This is a genomic window from Paenibacillus catalpae, from assembly GCF_900112695.1.
In the GTDB taxonomy this organism is placed as follows: domain Bacteria; phylum Bacillota; class Bacilli; order Paenibacillales; family Paenibacillaceae; genus Pristimantibacillus; species Pristimantibacillus catalpae.
Genome location: NZ_FOMT01000006.1, coordinates 507,888 through 526,036, shown reverse-complemented (window position 1 = coordinate 526,036; position 18,149 = coordinate 507,888). Strand labels below are relative to the sequence as shown.

The window sequence follows — 18,149 nt, the reverse complement described above, 5'->3', positions numbered from 1 at the left end:
CGAATGTGATCCTAATCTAATGTGATCCGAGCCGGGCGGATTAGATTATGCCTTGCTGTCAACCCGCTCCATTACGGCCCCGCGCAGCCCAGCCAACACTTCAGCCGCATGCTCCGTCGATTGTCCGCGAACGGCAAAATAGACTTTGATTTTAGGCTCCGTACCGGAAGGACGAAGACAAAACCACGATCCGTCTGCGAGCATATATTTCAGTACATTTTCCGGACGCAGTCCATCCAGTCCGCCGAGGTAATCAAGCACGCGTTCAACCTTCACGCCATTGATCTGCGCAGGCGGGTTATTGCGCCAGTCGTTCATAATGCCGGCAATCTGCTGCACGCCGTCAAGCCCCTTCAGCGTCCGCGACTCCAGGCCCTCCAGATAGAACCCATGCTTCGCATACAGCTCAAGCAGAACGTCGTACAAGGTTTTTCCTTGACTGCTATAGTATGCCGCTGCTTCGCAAATCAATAACGAAGCGACAACGGCATCTTTATCGCGGGCATAATCGCCGGTCAAATAGCCGTAGCTTTCTTCATAGCCAAACAGGAAAGTATGCTCGCCTGTTTGCTCGTAAGCCGTCATTTTCTCACCAATATATTTGAAGCCTGTCAACGTATTCTCAACGGCTGCACCGTAAGAACGGGCGATATCCGCACCCATCTCGCTGGTAACGATCGTCTTGATCACGACGCCGTTTGCCGGCAGCTGCCCGCGTTCCTTCAGTTGACTAAGCACATATTCAATCATCAACGCGCCTGACTGGTTGCCCGTCAGGACGACATATTCGCCGTTATTGTTCTTCACCACGGCACCCATGCGGTCAGCATCAGGATCCGTACCCATGATAATGTCAGCATCAATCTCTTGCGCAAGCTTGATGGCAAGGGTAAAAGCTTCACGCTCTTCCGGATTCGGCGATTTGACCGTGCTGAAATAACCGTCAGGCGCCTCCTGCTCGGCTACAATATGAACATTGCTGAAGCCTGCTTTGCGCAGCACTTCCCGGACAGGCAGGTTGCCGGAACCATGAAGCGGAGTAAAGACAACTTTGAATTTCTCGCCCAACCCGCTTTGCAGCAGCTCCTTATTCAGGCTTTGTGCAACAACGGTATCCGTATACTGCTCGTCTGCATCAGCTCCAAGCCATACGAGAAGGCCTTGCGCTTCCGCTTCCTCACGGCTGATTCTTTTCACTTGACCAAAGCTTGTCACTTGGCCGATTGAAGCAATAACCTGCTCTGCATCTTCCGGAATGAGCTGGCAGCCGTCAGAGCCGTATGCCTTATAGCCGTTATATTCCGGTGGATTGTGGCTGGCTGTAATAACAATGCCCGTAGCGCAGCCAAGCGCGCGTACCGCATAGGACAGCTGCGGTGTCGGACGAAGCGACGGGAACAGATATGTTTTGACGCCGTTTGCCGCAAGCACCAGGGCAGAATCAAGCGCAAACTCAGGCGAATAGTTACGCGAGTCGTGGGCAATAACAGCCGACGGCTGGCCCTCCGCGCGGGATAAAAGCCAGTTCGCGAGTCCTTGCGTAGCTTTGCCTACTGTATATGCATTAAGACGGTTCGTGCCTGCGCCCATAACGCCGCGAAGACCGCCTGTCCCAAATTCAAGATCGCGGTAGAAGCGGTCCGTAATTTCCTTCTCTTGTCCTTCAATGCCGCGGAGCTCTTCCTTTGTAGCTTCATCGATCAGCGAGTCATTCAACCAAGCCTGGTAACGTTCGATTGCTTTTTCATTTTGATTCAAGCAGCTTCACTCCTTTATTTTTTGGTTATTTCTCTATTGTTACATGGAATTATTAAAACCGGATTAAGTTCTTTCGGACAAGGCAAACATAAGCTCGCCTTCCGCCACCACTTGGCCGTCCACTTTGGCTGTTGCTTTCCCTTTGCCGATTGGCCCTTTGAGGCGCGTAATTTCCACTTCCAGCGTCAGCGTATCGCCCGGTTTCACCTGGCCGCGGAAACGGAAGCCGTCGATGCCGGCAAAGAAGCCAAGCTTGCCGCGGTTTGCTTCAACCATCAGCATCGCAACGGAACCCACCTGTGCGAGCGCCTCAACGATAAGAACGCCAGGCATAACCGGATACCCCGGGAAGTGTCCTACAAAATAGGGTTCGTTCATCGTAACGTTTTTGATGCCCACTGCACGGACGCCAGGTTCCACCTCGGTAATGCGGTCAACGAGCAGAAACGGCGGGCGATGCGGGATAATTTCTTGGATTTGATTGATATCGAGCATGAATTTTCGCTCCTTTCGATGTTAGCAGGTATAAAATCGGTTCACTTTACTGAAACTAATACTATCCTTCATCAAACTGCAGGTTGTGAAGGTTAAGATAAGGGGGCTTGGCTGGCGGATGACGATAATCCACGGGCCAAGCCTCTTTGTGTGCCTGTTCCCTATTGCTCCGGCCCAATCGTGGGTTTCTGTCCGGAACCCGGCTTGTTCAGCGCCTGGAGCAAAATGATATACACGATCGCCGTCACGAATGAGAAGGCAATTACAGCCCACAAGTACATGGCTGCAAACGGTGTTTCAAGAAAAACAAACATGATGCCGAAATAGAACAGCACAGTCGTCAGCTTGCCCATCCAATTCGCCGGCACGGTCTTTTTTCCTTTAAAGTGAAAAATCATGCCTCCGGCTATCATTCCCAAATCGCGCAAAAAGATCGCTGCTGCGGCAGCCCATGAGATGTGACCGGCCAGTAGAAGCGATAATATAACGGAAATGAACATCAGCTTGTCAGCGAGCGGATCGAGCATTTGGCCGACTGCCGTTACCTGCCCCGTGCGCCGGGCAATATATCCGTCGAGTATATCTGTGAGGCCTGCTGCCACGACAACCAGAAAGGCATAAATCATATGTCCCTGCGCGAATATCGCGACATAGACGGGGATCATCGCAAAACGCAGCGACGTCAAAAAATTCGGCAGATTCAAACGCGCACGCCCCTCTACCTTTATCCGTTTCTTCCACCAAGGTTCCCAATCATTATACAACTACCATATGAAAATGAAAACAGCACCTGACGGCTGTCCCTTCCTATACATCCTTATATTTGATGCAAAAAAAGCTGCTCCCCAGTCACTTTAACACAATGACTTCCGGAAACAGCCCTTCATTAATAAATATTCATGTTCTAGGTATCGGAGAAAACCAGATCGTACATGTGCTGCCAGGTCGACCATTCAAACACTTCGCTGCCTGGTTGCTTGCCTACAACCGCATATCCCACATACAAACCGGCGAGCAGCATGATAACCATAATGACCGGTACAATACTTTTGCGCAAAATCCAAAATGTCATTCGCGCGCCCTTGGAACGCTGCTGCTTCCCGGATTCCCCGCCGCTCGTGGCTTTGCCTGCTTCCTCAACTGGCGGTTTCTCCTGATTTTTCGGCGCGCTCCGCGATAGAACCGCCCGTTCATCCGTCATACTCTCACCCTATCTATTTGCGCAGACTGTTGGCTAACCCCATCATTGTATCGCTGGACGTTAAAGCTCTTGATGCCAGCTGGTAAGCGCGCTGCACATTAATCAACTCCGTCATCTCATCGCCCAGATTAACGTTGGACTGCTCCAGGGAGCCCTGACGAAGCGCAATGCCATTATCGCCGTTTGGCGTAACGTTCTGCAGCACATCTGCTACGTTAATGCCGTCGGCTATTTGATATAAGTTGTCGGCTACAAGCGTTAGCGCTGCGGGACGAGTTGCCTGAACCAGCTTGATCGAGCCAAGCTCAATCGTGCTGCCGTCAGTCGCTACCCCTTGCGCGGTGCCGTCCGGATTCACCCGTAGCTTATAGCCGTTTGGCACGACAAGCGGGCCTTCGCCTGCTGGCGTATTCGCTATAACCGGGTAACCTTCCGGTGTTGCCAAAATCGTATCACCGTTTGCCGCAACCGTCAACTGCAGCGCCCCGTTGCGTGTGTAGGCACGGTCCCCGGCAGCGTCTACGATAACCTCAAAAAGAGCATTGCCCTCAATGGCAAGATCGGTATCCTTGTCCGTTGTCTTAATGGTGCCCTGCTGCAGATTCGGCTGGATCATCGCCAGTCTGGAGCCCCAGCCTTGATTGAAGTTCAAGGAAGTCATTCTTCCGGGCTGATTGAAGGCATCCGGCTGCTTCCTTGTATTGTTCAGCAGATCCTCGAAGGTTGCTTCCTTACGTTTATAGCCTACCGTATTCACATTCGCAATATTATCAGCCATCATGTCCAATTTCTGCTGAAGCGCGTTCATCGATACGCTGGCATTAATCATCGAGCTGTTCATCTAGGCGAGTCCTCCTAAAAGTAGAGCATTAACCGAAGCCTTATACACGGCCTACCTGGTTAACCGCTTTGTCCAAGCTTTCATCATAGAATTGAATAACCTTCTGATTCGCTTCATAAGCGCGCAGCGCGGCCATCAGGTCTACCGATGATTGCGCGGCATCCACATTGGAACGTTCTACATAGCCTTGGCGCACCTCGACACGTTCGCCTGCCGCAACCGGCCGGGTATCTTCCGCATTGCCGACTAACCGAAACTTGCCGTCTCCCTCGCGGGCCAGCTCATTCGGATTATCAATCCTTGTAAGCAAAAGCTGTTTTCCCGTGTCCGCTCCGGTATTCGCATCAACAAAACGCTGGTCCGCCGTCAGAGTGAGGCCGTCCAGGCTTACCCCCTGCGGGAATTGAATCGGATTACCGTCTGTCCCGAGCACATTCGAACCGTCACCAGATACAAGGAAGCCATCCGATGTCAAAGTAAAGGAACCTCCGCGTGTATAGCGGATCTCGCCGCTCTCATCCTGCATCGTAAAGAACGCCTGAGGCTGGAACGTCACCTCGCCGTCAGGCGAAACGTATTTGCCGGAGGCATCAAAGGCCATCCCAGGCACGTCAATATTGGAGACAAGAGCAAAATCAGATGATTTGCCCGTCTGCATCAAATCGCCCTGCAGATGGATCGCTAGGCTTTCCTCCGCAAATACGCCCGTGCTGATCCTGCCGATCTGCTTCTCTTGCTTCTCGTCCACGCCAGTTAGCGACAGCAGCATCTCCGGAAAAGAACGGGTAACCGCATACGTCTGCTTATAGCCCGGCGTATTAATATTTGTAATGTTATTCGTTATCGTATCATGTCTGCGCTGCTGCGCAGTGATGCCTGCCGCAGCTGTATAAAGACCTCTTAACATGTGGCGCCTCCTCGGCCGGTCCGCTTACGAAGCCGTGTTCTCGAAAATCGTATCTCTTCTTATTATAATATCGGCTTCGCAGGCAACCGCCGTAATAGATAGCCTCTGTGACCTTTGACTCATTTATGCCTCGGCGCGCCCCCCAGGCGCCCTACCCGCATAAGATTAAGCCCGGCTTTTTTTGCCGAGCTTGTCCAGGTTATCAAGCAGAATGCCTGTCCCTTTCACGACGCAGTGCATCGGATCCTCCGCAATGAGCACAGGCACCTTCAGCTCGTCCGCAAGCAGAGCATCCAGCCCGTCCAGCAGCGCCCCGCCGCCAGTCAGAATAACGCCCCGGTCGATAATATCGGAAGACAGTTCAGGCGGTGTCCGCTCGAGCACCATCTTAGCAGCTGCAACAATGGACATCACCGGATCCCAAAGCGCTTCGCGAACTTCTTCAGAACGGATTGTAAGAGTAAGCGGCAGACCCGACACCATATCGCGGCCACGAATATCAATCTCGTCATGGCGTCCATCGGCATACACCGTACCGATCTTGATCTTGATCTCCTCGCTTGTCCGCTCGCCGATCAGAAGACGGTATTTATCCTTGATGTATTTCATAATCGCCGCGTCGAACTTGTCTCCCGCGACTTTAATCGAAGATGAGGTTACGACATCGCCCATCGACAGAACGGCCACATCTGTTGTACCTCCGCCGATATCCACGACCATGTTGCCGCTAGGCTGGAAGATATCCATCCCTGCCCCTATTGCGGCAGCCTTCGGCTCGTCCTCCAGAAAAACTTCCTTCGCGCCGCTGCGTTCAGCCGCTTCGCGAATCGCTTTCTGCTCTACCGACGTAATGTTGGTAGGTGCGCAGATCAGGATACGCGGACGGCTGAACCATTTGCGGCCTTCAACGCGATCAATAAAAGCCTTAAGCATTATTTCCGTGATCTCGAAATCGGCAATAACTCCATCGCGAAGCGGACGTATGGCAACAATGTTGCCAGGCGTCCGCCCGACCATGCGATGCGCTTCTTCGCCTACGGCAAGCACCCGTTTCGAATCGCTTTCAATTGCGACTACCGAAGGCTCGTCAAGAACAACGCCCTTCCCTTTTACATGAATGGATACATTGGCTGTACCCAAATCGATTCCGATATCCTTGCTTAACATACGGCTTTGTTCCTCCAACGAATAATATAAACATCCCGTCCATAAATAGTTCCCATGACATAGGACATATTGATATACATTATTCGCCAAAAACCACTAAATTCCTCTTGCTTATGTGCGGAAAAACTCGAAAAATGTTTATGATTTGCCGGCTGCGAGAACTTCCCGCTTCTTTGTGCTCGTCTTCTTGTATTTAATCTTTGTTGCTTCTCCGCCCCTCAAGTGACGGATGGATTTGTGGTACTCGAGAATGTGCTTCACCTGGTCTGCCAGGTCAGGATTAATTTCCGGCAACCGTTCGGTTAAATCCTTGTGAACCGTACTCTTGGAAACGCCGAACTCTTTAGCGATCGTACGCACCGTATGTTTGGTTTCCACGATACAACGACCTATTTTAATGGTTCGTTCTTTGATGTAATCATGCACGTTCCCGCCTCCCTACTCGAGATAGTTTGGTACAGTATATGAGAGGTCCGGGTATATATTCTTTGTGGTCAAGCCTCTAAGACGTGTTTGGCCTAAAATTTTCATAAAAAAACGAAACAGGCAGGGGTTTCCACCCCTGCCTGTGAGACTTTCGTCCTATTTTTCTTCGCTAAGCGATTTGCCTACGAGGGAAGCCGGGTTAACCGACTTGCCGTCTTCTTTCACACTGAAGTGAAGGTGGACTCCGAGATCACTCTCGAGGTCGTTACGGCCGGCTACAGCGATTTTGGTTCCTTGTTTTACATCGTCGCCAACAGCAACTTGAATGTCGCTAAGGCTTTGGTATACGGTCACCAGACCGTTGCCGTGGCTGATCTCCACTACGTTACCGTTGGTTGGATGTTTCTCCACGCGGGTTACTTTACCCGAGAGGGCAGCCAGTACATCAAAAGGCTGGTCGCTTGGATCCGCAAGGTCTACGCCTGTGTGAGCTACAAAGGTATTGTCGTTCGTTTGAACAACCGCCTTCGCATTCTCCTCAACTGTTGCGTTAGCATCATAGTAAGGAAGCACTTCATCCAGAGCATCTTTGCTTGCTACAGGCCATTCCAGCATTTCGCCTTTTCTGCTTTCTTCAAGCGCTTGGTCATCCGGCTTCACAGCTTCATTGCCTACTGCGGTCTCCGTTTGTTCGGAAGTCGTAGCTGAAGTTTCTTTGGTGTCGTCCGAACCCTGATAGATCCACATTAAGGCTACGATAATTGCTGCCGCTACCATGAACGCTGCCGGGGTTACCCATTTCCTCGACAACAGTCTTTTAAAGCCGTTGCTAGACTTAGCGGCAGATACTTCTCCTAGTACGTTTTTAGGAGATTCTTGCTTAGGTTTGTTTTGGTTTTCATTCATTTGATATCACCTCACTAGCCATTGTTGCCAGATCATCTAGCTTTATACGTGAGGCGTATACTATTTTTTGAGAATTGATTTTATGTTTTCGCCGCAAGCTTCGAAGCTTGCTCCACTTTCGTATCGGTATAATAGTAGGTCACAATCTGCTCTGCGCTTTTGCCTTGCTCTGCCATGCCATTGGCGCCCCACTGGCTCATGCCGACGCCATGCCCGTAGCCAAAGGTCGTGATCGCTATCGAATCGCCGTCCAGCTTCCACAAGAATTGAGAGGAGGCAAGCCCTAGCTTCTCTCTTACTTCCCGGCCCGTATAGGTCTTGCCGTCTATCATAATATCGGCGATCCGGTTGCCCGCTGTCTTGTCCAATACCCGAATGACCGGCTTCTTTTTCGTGCCAAGCCCCAGTCTCGCATAAAAATCAGAGAGTTTCAGCTTTACCGTCTCCTGATAACGAGGGGAGATCCGCTTATCCCAAGGACTCGCCACACTGCGCAGATAGGGAAGCTCCTCTTGAAAATACTGCTCCGAATTTTCCGTATAACCGTTGCTGGTAGAAAAAAACACGGCCTGAATCGGCTCTCCGCCATAGGTGATAACCTTGCCGCGAGTCTCGCTCACCGCTTTATTGAGCTTGGCCAGCTTTGCCTCTTGCTCGTCCTTTGGCCAAAGCTTCTTTAACTGATCAAGCGAAATATAGATCTGATGACTAATCGTATCCGTGACATCCGCCTGAGAGGCTGCGGCCGTTGCCGGCATGCCGCTGTGGTCATCGAGCTCGAGCCTTCTCACTATATAAGTACGGGCAGCGATCGCCTGAGCCTTTAACGCCTCCAGCTCGAAATCGGCAGGCATCTCTCCTGCGACCACGCCTCGGACATAAGTCTCGAGAGTTACCCGCTCCGTACGCTTTTCCTTCGTCAAATAAACATTGATATACGTTTGCTCTTCCTTGCTGCCCGCTGCTGCCGCGGGCTTCTCGGCCTTCGACGGCAAAGGCGCCTGCCCGATCCCGCCGGCAGACGCCTTATTCGTAGACGTTACGCCGCCGCTTTCCCCTTGGAACGGATCGGTATTGTCAGTCCCGGCATTGCGATAGGCCGAGGCCGCCAGCATTACGGAAATGCTCATTACAATTCCAATTCCGAAGGCTGTCCAGCATACAGCGGTAAACCACCTGCTGCCGGGCCGCCTGATCGCCCGCTTCGGTCTGCCTATTACGTATCTCATAGTTCTCCTTTCCATCTGTAAGCTGCTTTAAGAGAGTGGACTCTCTTAAAGCCCGCCTTGATGGATTTATTCTATGAGGCTAAATAATAGGATAGAACCCGCGGCTCTAGTTAAAGCTGGGCGCATATTCCATTGTACTAGTCATGACGCAAGGCATCTACCGGACGCAGGCTTGCCGCTTTATTCGCAGGCAGATAGCCGAATACAACGCCAACAAAGGCAGAGAAGCCAAAGGAAAGCAGCATCGTATTCATTGGCACCTCGGTTGGGGTTTTCATAACCTCGCCTATGATATAAGAGGCAATATTACCTATAATAATGCCGAGCATGCCGCCTAGTCCGCTGATCACCACTGCCTCTACGAGAAACTGGAACAGGATGTCTCTCTTCTTCGCTCCTAGCGATTTACGTATACCAATCTCGCGGGTACGCTCCGTTACAGAGACAAGCATGATATTCATAATCCCGATCCCGCCGACAATAAGCGAGATTGCCGCTACATAGATCAGCTGTCGGTTCATCGTTTCATTCACGGAATTGAGCGTCTTCATCGCTTCTTCCTGATTCAATACGCGATACGCATTCTCGTTGCCGCGGAACTTCTCATATAGCTCTGCTTCCACGCTGCTGACGACCGAACCCATAAGCTTGGTGTCCGTCACCTTCATATTAATGGTGGTAACGCCGCTGACCTGGAAAATTTTCTGCGCAGTCGAGATCGGAATCAGGATTTTCTCATCGTTCGATCCCGTCAGGGAATCCCCTTTGGATTCCAACAAGCCTACAATGGTAAAAATATAACCGTTTATCGTAATCTTGCGGCCAACCGCATCCTCCGGATCCACTCTCTCATCCTCGAATAAGTCCTGCGCCGTCTGCGTACCTATCAGCGCCGCCTTGGTCTTGTTGTTAATGTCCGGGGCCGCGATATAGCGTCCATCCTGAACGCTGAAATCTTTCACTTCCTCATATTCGGGCGTAATGCCCTCGACAGTGACGGATACTTGTGTCCGGCCGTATTTGGCGTAGCCGTTTGTGCTCGTAATCGGAGCTACGCCAATCACATTACTAAGCTCGCCCAGCTTCAAGGCTTCATCAACCGACAAGGAGGTAACCGTTCCCCGGCCCGTTATCGTAACCGAGAGGGAATCCGGACTGCCAAGCGTAGAGACCTGGCCGGCCACTTCATTGGATGACGCTTTGCCCATCGCAACAAGCGCAATAACGGTCGCAACTCCAATCAGAATGCCGAGCATCGAAAGGATGGTTCTAAGCTTGTTCGATAAGACGCTCTTGACCGCCATTATGAGGCCCTGCGTAATCTTCATGGCCGTCCCTCCTTTTCTGCTCAGAAAGCACCCCATCTCGGATGATAACCGAGCGGCTTGCACGCTGGGCAACTTCCATATCATGCGTAATCAGCACAATCGTCTGTCCCGCGCGGTTCAGCTCCTCCATCATGCCAAGCACTTCCATGCCGGTCTTGGAATCAAGTGCTCCGGTCGGTTCATCCGCCAGCAAGAGCGGAGGATTCGTCGCGAGTGCCCGCGCGATCGCGACACGCTGCTGCTGACCGCCCGACAGTTCATTCTGGCGATGTCCCACTCTCTCCCCAAGCCCGACACGTTCAAGTGCCTCCATAGCGCGCGCTCGGCGCTCTTTCGCCGACAACCCGCGATAAATAAGCGGAAGCTCGCAATTTTCAAGGGCAGTCAATCTCGGAAGCAGATGATAGCCTTGGAAAATAAAGCCGATCTTCTTATTCCGCATCTCCGTCAGCCTGTTATCGCTTTGCCCGCGAATCTCCATGCCGTCCAGCTTATAGCTGCCTTCATTGGGCACATCCAGACACCCGATAATATTCATCAGTGTGGATTTGCCGGATCCGGAAGGGCCAACGATGGCCAGAAAATCACCATGGTTGACCGTCAGCGATACGTTGTGCAGGACCGTCATTTTCTCCCCGGCCATCTTGTAATATTTGACGATATCATTCATTTCAATTAACGCGGACTGCCCGGTCATCGTGTACCACCGCCGCCGGCCGCACGCGTTGTTGTGCTGGTTCTTACATTGCCGCCCCCGGCACCGCCTCCGAAGCCGCCGCCAGCAGGGAAGTTACCTCCGAAGCCGCCTCCTCCAAAGCCGCCGAATTGCTGTGTTTGCTGCTGCTCAGTTGACGAGGAGCCCATTCCTTGCGCACCGGTTGCTACAGGAATCAGAACCGAGTCCCCTTCTGCGAGACCCGTTTTAATCTCAACATAAGTTTCGTTGCTGATACCAACCGTTACTTCTTTAAGCTGGCCGCCAAGTGTAAGGCTCTCCCTCATCTGAGCGCCCATGCCGCCTCTTCCGCCTTGACCGCCGGCTGCATTACCGCCCTGGGCATTTCCGCCTTGTGCTCCACCCGGCACAGCACCTTGGCCTGATCCGGTTGCTCCGCCCTGGCCTGTTCCGCTTGGAGCAGTACCCGTTGCTCCACCATTACCAACGTCACCCGATGGGGTTCCTCCCGGTGTGGTTCCTCCCGAAGCCGTTCCGCCTTGATTGCTGCTGTCTGCAGCCGCGACGTTGCGTCCGGCACCTTGGCCAGCTGCCGCTATTGTTCCGCCGCCGACTCCGCCTCGGCCTCCAGCCGCAGCTGCTTCCGTACCGCCTGCTCCTCCCTGGAATCGGCCTCCGCCGCCGCCTTGCCAGCCGCCGGCAGCAGCCGCTTCATTTCCATTTGCGTCTTGTGTACCTTGCGTGCCTTGGCTACGTTGACCGCCAGATGTTGTGCCGGTTCCTGTACCTGTACCCGCACCCGGAACACGGACATACGACTTGCCGCCAAACTCCACTACGGCATTAACCGGCACCAGCACAGCACCCGTACTTTGTTCCGTTGTAATATCTGCCTGTCCGGACATGCCAACCAAAACGCCATCAATATCATTGAGCAGCAAGCTTACGCTGTAAGACGCTGAGCCGTTGGAAGATGTGCCTTCCTTCGCAATCTCGGATACCGTTGCTTCAATCGTCCGGTCCGTAATTGCGCTAAGCGTAATTTGCGCCGTCTGTTTCAGCTTCACATTAGGAATATCCAGCTCATCGATGCCGGTTACAAACTCAAGATGAGTGTAGTCTACTATCTCCGCGATGGTTGTATTGGATTGAACCTCATCGCCAACACTTACATCACTAGTCGTTACTTCACCATCAATAGTAGCGATAACCTGCTTCACTTCTTTCGCCTGATCCTCGTAAATGTCCTGGAGCTGGTCATTATAGTCATCGATGCTGGACTCAAGATCATCGATCTCATTCTTGATTGATTTCGTCGTTTGCTCTTCATTCTCGGTGCCTATCGCTTCTTTGTATTCCTCTTGCTTGTCAGCGATCTGCTCTTTTGCTTTTGTGATATTTTTGTTGATTGTCTCGATCTGATCATCATAATTATCGTTATCCTCGAAAGTAGCAAGCACTTGCCCTTTCTTCACCTTGTCTCCTTCTTTGAAGAATAAGGCTGCAATGGTGCCGCTTTTCCCCGCGGTTACCGTCTCTCTGGAATTCGCCTCTACCGAGCCTGTCCCGCTTATCGAGGTCTTAATGTCGCCTTTTATCGCTTTGGCCGTAACAGCAAGAGGCGTCTCGGCGGTCGCCTTCTCATCGCGCATGAAATAGTAGTAATACGCGCCCCCGCCGGCGGCAGCAAGAATAATGATGATACCTAGCCATAATGTCCACTTCTTCATTGACTGTACTCCACCCTCCATCGGTCATATCTACCGACGAATATATCATGGGAAAATGAACACAGCATGAACAAGCCTACGGGGGCCGCTGCACGAGAAACGGCAAGTGAAAGTGAACACATGCACAAAAAAAGCTGCTTCCTCTGCAAGGAAACAGCTTTATCGCCAAACTTATAAGTTACGCCCAGGTAGGCTGTACTTTCAAGACTGCGGCTTCGCGCTTGAAGCTGCCAACCGGCTCAAGCTCAGCAGCAGGTGCAGGAGCAGCGGCTACAGCGGCAACCGGAGCTTCCGGCTCAACCCGTCTGATATCTGCACCTAGTGCGGCAAGCTTGCCAGTAATATCGACATAACCGCGGTCTACGTGGTATATGCCGGATACTTCCGTCTCGCCGTCTGCACGAAGTCCTGCGCAGATCAGCGCGGCGCCTGCGCGAAGATCGGTTGCGCATACTTTGGCACCAACGAGCGGTACACTGCCGGTTACGAATGCGGAACGGCCCTCGACCTTAATCTGCGCATTCATCTTCTGGAACTCTTCGACATGCATGAAGCGGTTCTCGAATACCGTCTCCGTTACAACCGAGGTTCCTTCCGATACGAGAAGCAGCGCCATCATCTGGGACTGCATATCGGTCGGGAAGCCCGGGTGCGGCAATGTCTTCACATCTACCGACCTCAGCGCTTTAGGGGCACGGACACGAATGCCGTTGTCTGATTCCGTTACTTCAACGCCCATTTCCTGCAGCTTCGAAATAACCGGTGTCAAATGATCCCCAATCGCATTTTCCACAAATACGTCTCCACCCGTGATCGCTGCAGCAATCATATACGTGCCTGCTTCCACACGGTCCGGAATCACGTTATGGTTCACGCCGTGCATACGCAGAACGCCTTCGATACGGATCTCGCCCGTACCTGCGCCGCGCACCTTGGCACCCATTGCATTCAAATAGTTGGCCAAATCAACGATTTCCGGCTCTTTTGCAGCGTTCTCGATCGTTGTTGTGCCTTCCGCCAAAGCGGCGGCCATCATAATATTTTCCGTTGCCCCGACGCTAGCTACATCCAGATAGATCTTCGCACCTTTAAGACGCGACTTTGTACTTGCTTCAATGAAGCCGTGTCCAAGCGTAATCTCCGCTCCCATTGCCTCAAAGCCCTTCAGATGCTGATCAATTGGTCTTGTACCAATCGCGCACCCGCCCGGCAGCGAAATCCGGACCTTGCCGATTCTGGCCAGAAGCGGTCCCATAACAAGGAAAGAAGCACGCATCTTGCGGACAAACTCGTAAGGAGCCTCAAAGGAGGAAATCATCCCCGCAGATATCTGCATGGTTTCATTGTTGTAAGTAATTTTTGCGCCTAACGAAGCCAATACTTTCTGAATGGTCATTACATCGTCGAGGAGGGGAACGTCACAGATGACGCTGTCTCCTTCCGCCGCTAATAACGAGGCTGCCAATATGGGAAGAACTGCATTTTTTGCACCGCTGACACGGACCGTTCCCGATAGACGCTGGCCTCCGCGGACGATAATTTTGGTCATCTTATAGTTCCCTCCGCGAACTGATTTTCTCCGAGCTTTAGTTCCATTTTTTGTATAAGAAAATGACAAATTCATGCTTTATCCAACCTTCATCTTATCATTCATTTACACAAATCGACAAGCGGTAAATTATTACCAGAAAGATCGTCATAAAGCACTAAATAAACCGCTAAACCGAGCCGAAAGAACTGTCCGAATGTTGCCTTACGGGCAGCGTTCCAGTTCCAATCCGGGGCTTTATATATAGTTGTTCGTAGTCTCGTGTCATTTTCATACCGTCCTGTAGTATCCATTGTTGTCTTTTTTGAGGTTTGTTATTCGACAAAATACTGCAGGTACTTCGTCCAGTTCCAATAATCCAGAATAAAACTGGCGAAGCCATGGCCGATGACAATGGCGAGTACAACCTGGAACATCCTGGCCTTCGGACTGCGCGGAAATTTAAAGAATACATCCAGCTTTATCTCCTGCAGGATATACCAAACAAACACTATGCTGAACAAATTAACTACAATTGAAAACAACGCCGTGGTGCCGGCCACATTTTGTGCGTCGTTCACCATCTGATCGATACCCATCTGTCTTACTTTCCCTTCTACATCCATATGCCTGAGCGATGGTTATTGTCTATATACCCGATATAAAATCGTCGTAAACTCTGCGCGGCCGGCTTTTTTCCCAGGTTTGTAGGCCTGGTCTCCCGTGCCGCTGATAACCCCCTTCAGCTTGAGCGCATTCAACATCGGAGCGGCCCAGTGGGTACGCCCTACATCCTTGAACGGATTTCCAATCGGCGGTACAGGCTGCACCTGATCGGCATAACCAATCATAAGCGCCATCTCCGCTCTTGTCACCGGCTGCTCCGGATGGAAGGTTCCATCCGGGAATCCTCTGATCCACCCCTTCTGCACCGCTTTCGAGATAGCGCCATAAGCCCAATGATCACCATCCAGATCCTTGAACCGGACAGTGGTCGGCATGCCGGCAATTATCGGCTTATACGCTTTGACCGTCATCGCTACCGCTTCCGCACGGGTAATCGGCCGCTCCGGCTCAAAGGTATAAGGACCGGTGCCGCTCACAATATCCAGCCTGCTCATCTCCGCAATAGCATCCCGCGCCCAGTGTCTGCTGATATCGCGGAAGCCTGCGACAAGCGGATCGGCTTTCATCTTGAAACGGTAATACTGTTTGTCAAAAGCGGCGTTCGCCGTAAGCTTTATGTAGTACACACCCGGCTGCAGAACTTTATTTGCAGCTTGAAGTGTCCCGCTGCTCCCGGTCGATTGGGCAAAGACCAGCTTCTGCTTCTTATCGTATGCTTCCAGCTTCATCTTTTTGCCTGACGGAACGTTAAACAAATTCATGTCCACCACGCTGGCTTGAGAGAGCCGGATTTGGAACCAGTCTACATCACTTGCGCTTCCGATCACTCCAACATATTCGGTGCCGGAGGTCGTCATCAGCGCTTCATAATATTTATCGTTTGGTTCGTTGGGATCCACATATTTCGGAACGTAGTCCATCTTCAGCGTATAGGCACCCACTGTAGGACTAGCCTCCGTCGATATCGCATTATGGATACGGATATAGTATTTGCCCGGCGAAACCGTTAGTACCGGAGACTGCTCGGGCTCGCCCTCCCGCTCCTCATCGTATGACATTAACGTCTGCCCGGCCTGCTGGACAGCAAGCTCCGAATCAATCCGTACCGTATCCGTTGTCACACGAAGGCTTAGCGTTCCGCCCTGCGTGAATGTCACGGCATACCAATCCCGGTCCGCAAGCTGGTGAAAAGAGCCGGTAATGCTCTGACTCCGCGGTTGAAGCGTGTAAGCCTCATACGACTTGTCATTTTGCTCATAGCTGTCGGGCGCCATATTGAAAGTCGCCGTCATCAGATAAGGCAGCTTCTGATCCGTCTCCGAATTCATGTATTGAATAAGGAAGGCTTGCTTGCCCTTTTTCACCTTAAACTCAACCACACGGCTTCCGAGCTTGGTCTCTGCTGCAGCCTGCAGCTTATCACCAGAATAATGCGCTAAACGGACAGGAGGTGTCGCACTGCCCTCAGGGATCAGCTCTTCGAAGTCAAGCGTTATGGTCCCGTTATAAGGAGCATCATAAGTATACCAGTCCATATCGCTGCCTCCTGCTAAGAGTGCAGTGATCTGCTTGCCCGACGGAAGGCCTTTGGCGCTTGTACGGGAGCCGTTTGGCTCGAATCGGTCGGACTTCGCCGTCATCGTAACGGCTTTGTTCACCTGAAGCAGGCCGTAACCCGATTTGGCATCTAGACCAGAAGGTCCGATATCTTTGGCCGTCTGGCGAAGCAGCTCCCGGACCTGATAAGTTTCAAGCGCCGGATAACGGGCCAAGACTAGCGCAGCCGCAGCCGCAACCTGAGGGGCCGCCATGGACGTCCCTTCCTCCTGCTTGTATCGTCCTCCCATTGCGGTTGTATACACATGCCATGGCGCTGCAAGGTCAACCTCCGGGCCGGGATTCGAGCGGGGATCCGGCGTGTTATCCGTCTTCACTCCGCCAACACCAAGCACAGTCGGGTAGGCAGCCGGATATTTGACAGCCGCTTTATTCCCTTGTATCACTCCGTCGTTCCCTGCAGCGGCGATGAGCAGGACGCCCTTGCTTTCGGCGTAATTGACGATGTCCAGCATATAGGGCGAATACCGGTTAAGACCAACCGACAACACAACGATACGGGCGCCATGTCGGACGGCGTACAGGATCGCCTCTCCCAAGTCACGTTCTGTTCCATCCCCTAGAGAATCAAGCGCTTTGATCGGCATCAGCTTGGCTTCCCAGAGGATGCCGCTTACGCCAAGGCGGTTATTGCCCGCAGCGGCGATAACGCCGGCCACGCTTGTGCCATGGCCGTTATCATCTTCTGGCGGCTTATTCGGCGCGACGAAGTTGGTGCCGGGTACAAGATTGCGCTTCAGATCCGGATGGTCAAGATCAATCCCGGTATCCACGATCGCGATCGTCAGATTGGTCTGCTTCCGCACCGTCTTCCAGGCTTCCAGCGCGCCAATCTGCTTCAAGTAGGACTGCTTGGCGAGCTCGGGATCATCCGCCGCATAAGGCGCAGCGGCGGCGGATGCGAGGATGTGCACCCGCTCATTCGGGTGCACATATTCAACGCCCGGCTCGCTCTGCAGCCGGGCTAGCCATGCGCTGGCGTCCGCCCCGCGGTCAGCGGGCTGGACGAGCCAGATCTCCGCCGCCTCGCTCTGGCGGCGGAGCACACGCGTCCCGCGCAGCTCATGCGCCTGCGCGGGTTCGCGCCATTTGAGGAGCCAGCTTTGCGGCTCCTCGTCTGCCCCGGCGGGGGCGCTGGCGGCGGCTATGCTCGCCGCAGCGGCCCGTGTCGGGGCCATGCCTGCCGGGGCGGGGACAACCGCCCCGCTGGCGAGAATCCCCGCGAGGAGAACCGCGGGGATGGTTCTTTTCAACAGGCTGCCAAGAGCATCTTTTCTCATCTAATTCTGCCTTTATCGGTATATTTGTCTCCGTCTCAAATTATACGTATGCTCTTGCCACACGTTTCTCTATTGGACTATCTACGAGTCTCTCTTTATCTCCTATTATCATTCGATTTCTGCACCCCGTTCTCCTGTCTCTAGCAAAAGATAATTGCCTGCAAAACCACCCTTTTTCATAGCAATCCACCATCGACAAAAACTCACCAACCATCTATATTCCCGCTCCACTCAACCTCTGTTTAAGGTCCCTTAAGGACCTTAACTCCTCTCAGAATAGCTGCTTTTTCTCTCTTAAGGTTCCTAAGGGACCTTAACCAGGTCGCTCCCCCGCATTTCCGCCTCATTCCCACCTCAACCACCCTACTTAAGGTCCCTTAAGGACCTTAACCCCTCACTAACTAGCTAGTTTTTCATATCTTAAGGTCCCTAT

Annotated in this window: 16 protein-coding genes; all 16 read right to left on the bottom strand. The window is 52.4% G+C overall.

Annotation, left to right across the window (positions count from 1 at the left end):
* Positions 1–45 precede the first annotated feature (45 nt).
* The 16 genes from BM200_RS26965 to BM200_RS26890 all read right to left on the bottom strand — a co-directional run bounded on the left by BM200_RS26965 (position 46) and on the right by BM200_RS26890 (position 17,716).
* The gene (locus BM200_RS26965; RefSeq protein ID WP_091189971.1) at positions 46–1,758 is read right to left on the bottom strand and encodes a phospho-sugar mutase; all 1,713 of its coding nucleotides are present in this window, start codon (positions 1,756–1,758) and stop codon (positions 46–48) included.
* Positions 1,759–1,821: 63 nt separating this feature from the next.
* Positions 1,822–2,253 (bottom strand): 3-hydroxyacyl-ACP dehydratase FabZ, encoded by a 432-nt coding sequence (gene fabZ, locus BM200_RS26960; RefSeq protein ID WP_091189969.1) that lies wholly within the window; start codon positions 2,251–2,253, stop codon positions 1,822–1,824.
* Between the two features lie 161 nt (positions 2,254–2,414).
* A complete protein-coding gene (locus tag BM200_RS26955; RefSeq protein WP_091189967.1) occupies positions 2,415–2,957 on the bottom strand; it encodes a CDP-alcohol phosphatidyltransferase family protein in 543 nt (180 codons plus the stop codon).
* A gap of 200 nt (positions 2,958–3,157) precedes the next feature.
* Positions 3,158–3,454 carry a DNA-directed RNA polymerase subunit beta gene (locus tag BM200_RS30535; RefSeq protein ID WP_245773164.1) on the bottom strand — a complete coding sequence of 99 codons (297 nt, stop codon included), beginning with the start codon at positions 3,452–3,454 and terminating at the stop codon, positions 3,158–3,160.
* Positions 3,455–3,467: 13 nt separating this feature from the next.
* Positions 3,468–4,295 (bottom strand): flagellar hook-basal body protein, encoded by an 828-nt coding sequence (locus BM200_RS26945; protein WP_091189966.1) that lies wholly within the window; start codon positions 4,293–4,295, stop codon positions 3,468–3,470.
* Between the two features lie 40 nt (positions 4,296–4,335).
* Complete coding sequence (locus tag BM200_RS26940) at positions 4,336–5,202, bottom strand: flagellar hook-basal body protein (RefSeq protein ID WP_091189964.1); 867 nt, start codon at positions 5,200–5,202, stop codon at positions 4,336–4,338.
* 165 nt (positions 5,203–5,367) lie between these two features.
* A complete protein-coding gene (gene mreB, locus BM200_RS26935; RefSeq protein ID WP_091189963.1) occupies positions 5,368–6,369 on the bottom strand; it encodes a rod shape-determining protein MreB in 1,002 nt (333 codons plus the stop codon).
* 138 nt (positions 6,370–6,507) lie between these two features.
* Entirely contained in the window at positions 6,508–6,795 is a 288-nt protein-coding gene (spoIIID, locus tag BM200_RS26930) for a sporulation transcriptional regulator SpoIIID (protein ID WP_042170162.1), read from the bottom strand.
* Positions 6,796–6,951: 156 nt separating this feature from the next.
* Entirely contained in the window at positions 6,952–7,701 is a 750-nt protein-coding gene (locus tag BM200_RS26925; protein WP_091189962.1) for a M23 family metallopeptidase, read from the bottom strand.
* Between the two features lie 80 nt (positions 7,702–7,781).
* The gene (gene spoIID, locus BM200_RS26920) at positions 7,782–8,930 is read right to left on the bottom strand and encodes a stage II sporulation protein D (protein WP_091189960.1); all 1,149 of its coding nucleotides are present in this window, start codon (positions 8,928–8,930) and stop codon (positions 7,782–7,784) included.
* A gap of 137 nt (positions 8,931–9,067) precedes the next feature.
* Entirely contained in the window at positions 9,068–10,258 is a 1,191-nt protein-coding gene (locus BM200_RS26915) for an ABC transporter permease (RefSeq protein WP_091189958.1), read from the bottom strand.
* Entirely contained in the window at positions 10,200–10,955 is a 756-nt protein-coding gene (locus BM200_RS26910; protein ID WP_091189957.1) for an ABC transporter ATP-binding protein, read from the bottom strand. Before BM200_RS26910 ends, BM200_RS26915 begins: the two co-directional genes overlap by 59 nt.
* Positions 10,952–12,664, bottom strand: coding sequence for an efflux RND transporter periplasmic adaptor subunit (locus BM200_RS30690; protein WP_281248444.1), 1,713 nt, complete (start codon positions 12,662–12,664; stop codon positions 10,952–10,954). Before BM200_RS30690 ends, BM200_RS26910 begins: the two co-directional genes overlap by 4 nt.
* A gap of 178 nt (positions 12,665–12,842) precedes the next feature.
* Positions 12,843–14,213, bottom strand: coding sequence for a UDP-N-acetylglucosamine 1-carboxyvinyltransferase (murA, locus tag BM200_RS26900; RefSeq protein ID WP_091189954.1), 1,371 nt, complete (start codon positions 14,211–14,213; stop codon positions 12,843–12,845).
* Between the two features lie 314 nt (positions 14,214–14,527).
* A complete protein-coding gene (locus BM200_RS26895) occupies positions 14,528–14,791 on the bottom strand; it encodes a DUF1146 domain-containing protein (protein WP_091189953.1) in 264 nt (87 codons plus the stop codon).
* A gap of 42 nt (positions 14,792–14,833) precedes the next feature.
* Positions 14,834–17,716: a S8 family peptidase gene (locus tag BM200_RS26890; RefSeq protein WP_091189951.1), complete on the bottom strand. Its 2,883-nt coding sequence runs from the start codon at positions 17,714–17,716 to the stop codon at positions 14,834–14,836.
* Positions 17,717–18,149: the final 433 nt, after the last annotated feature.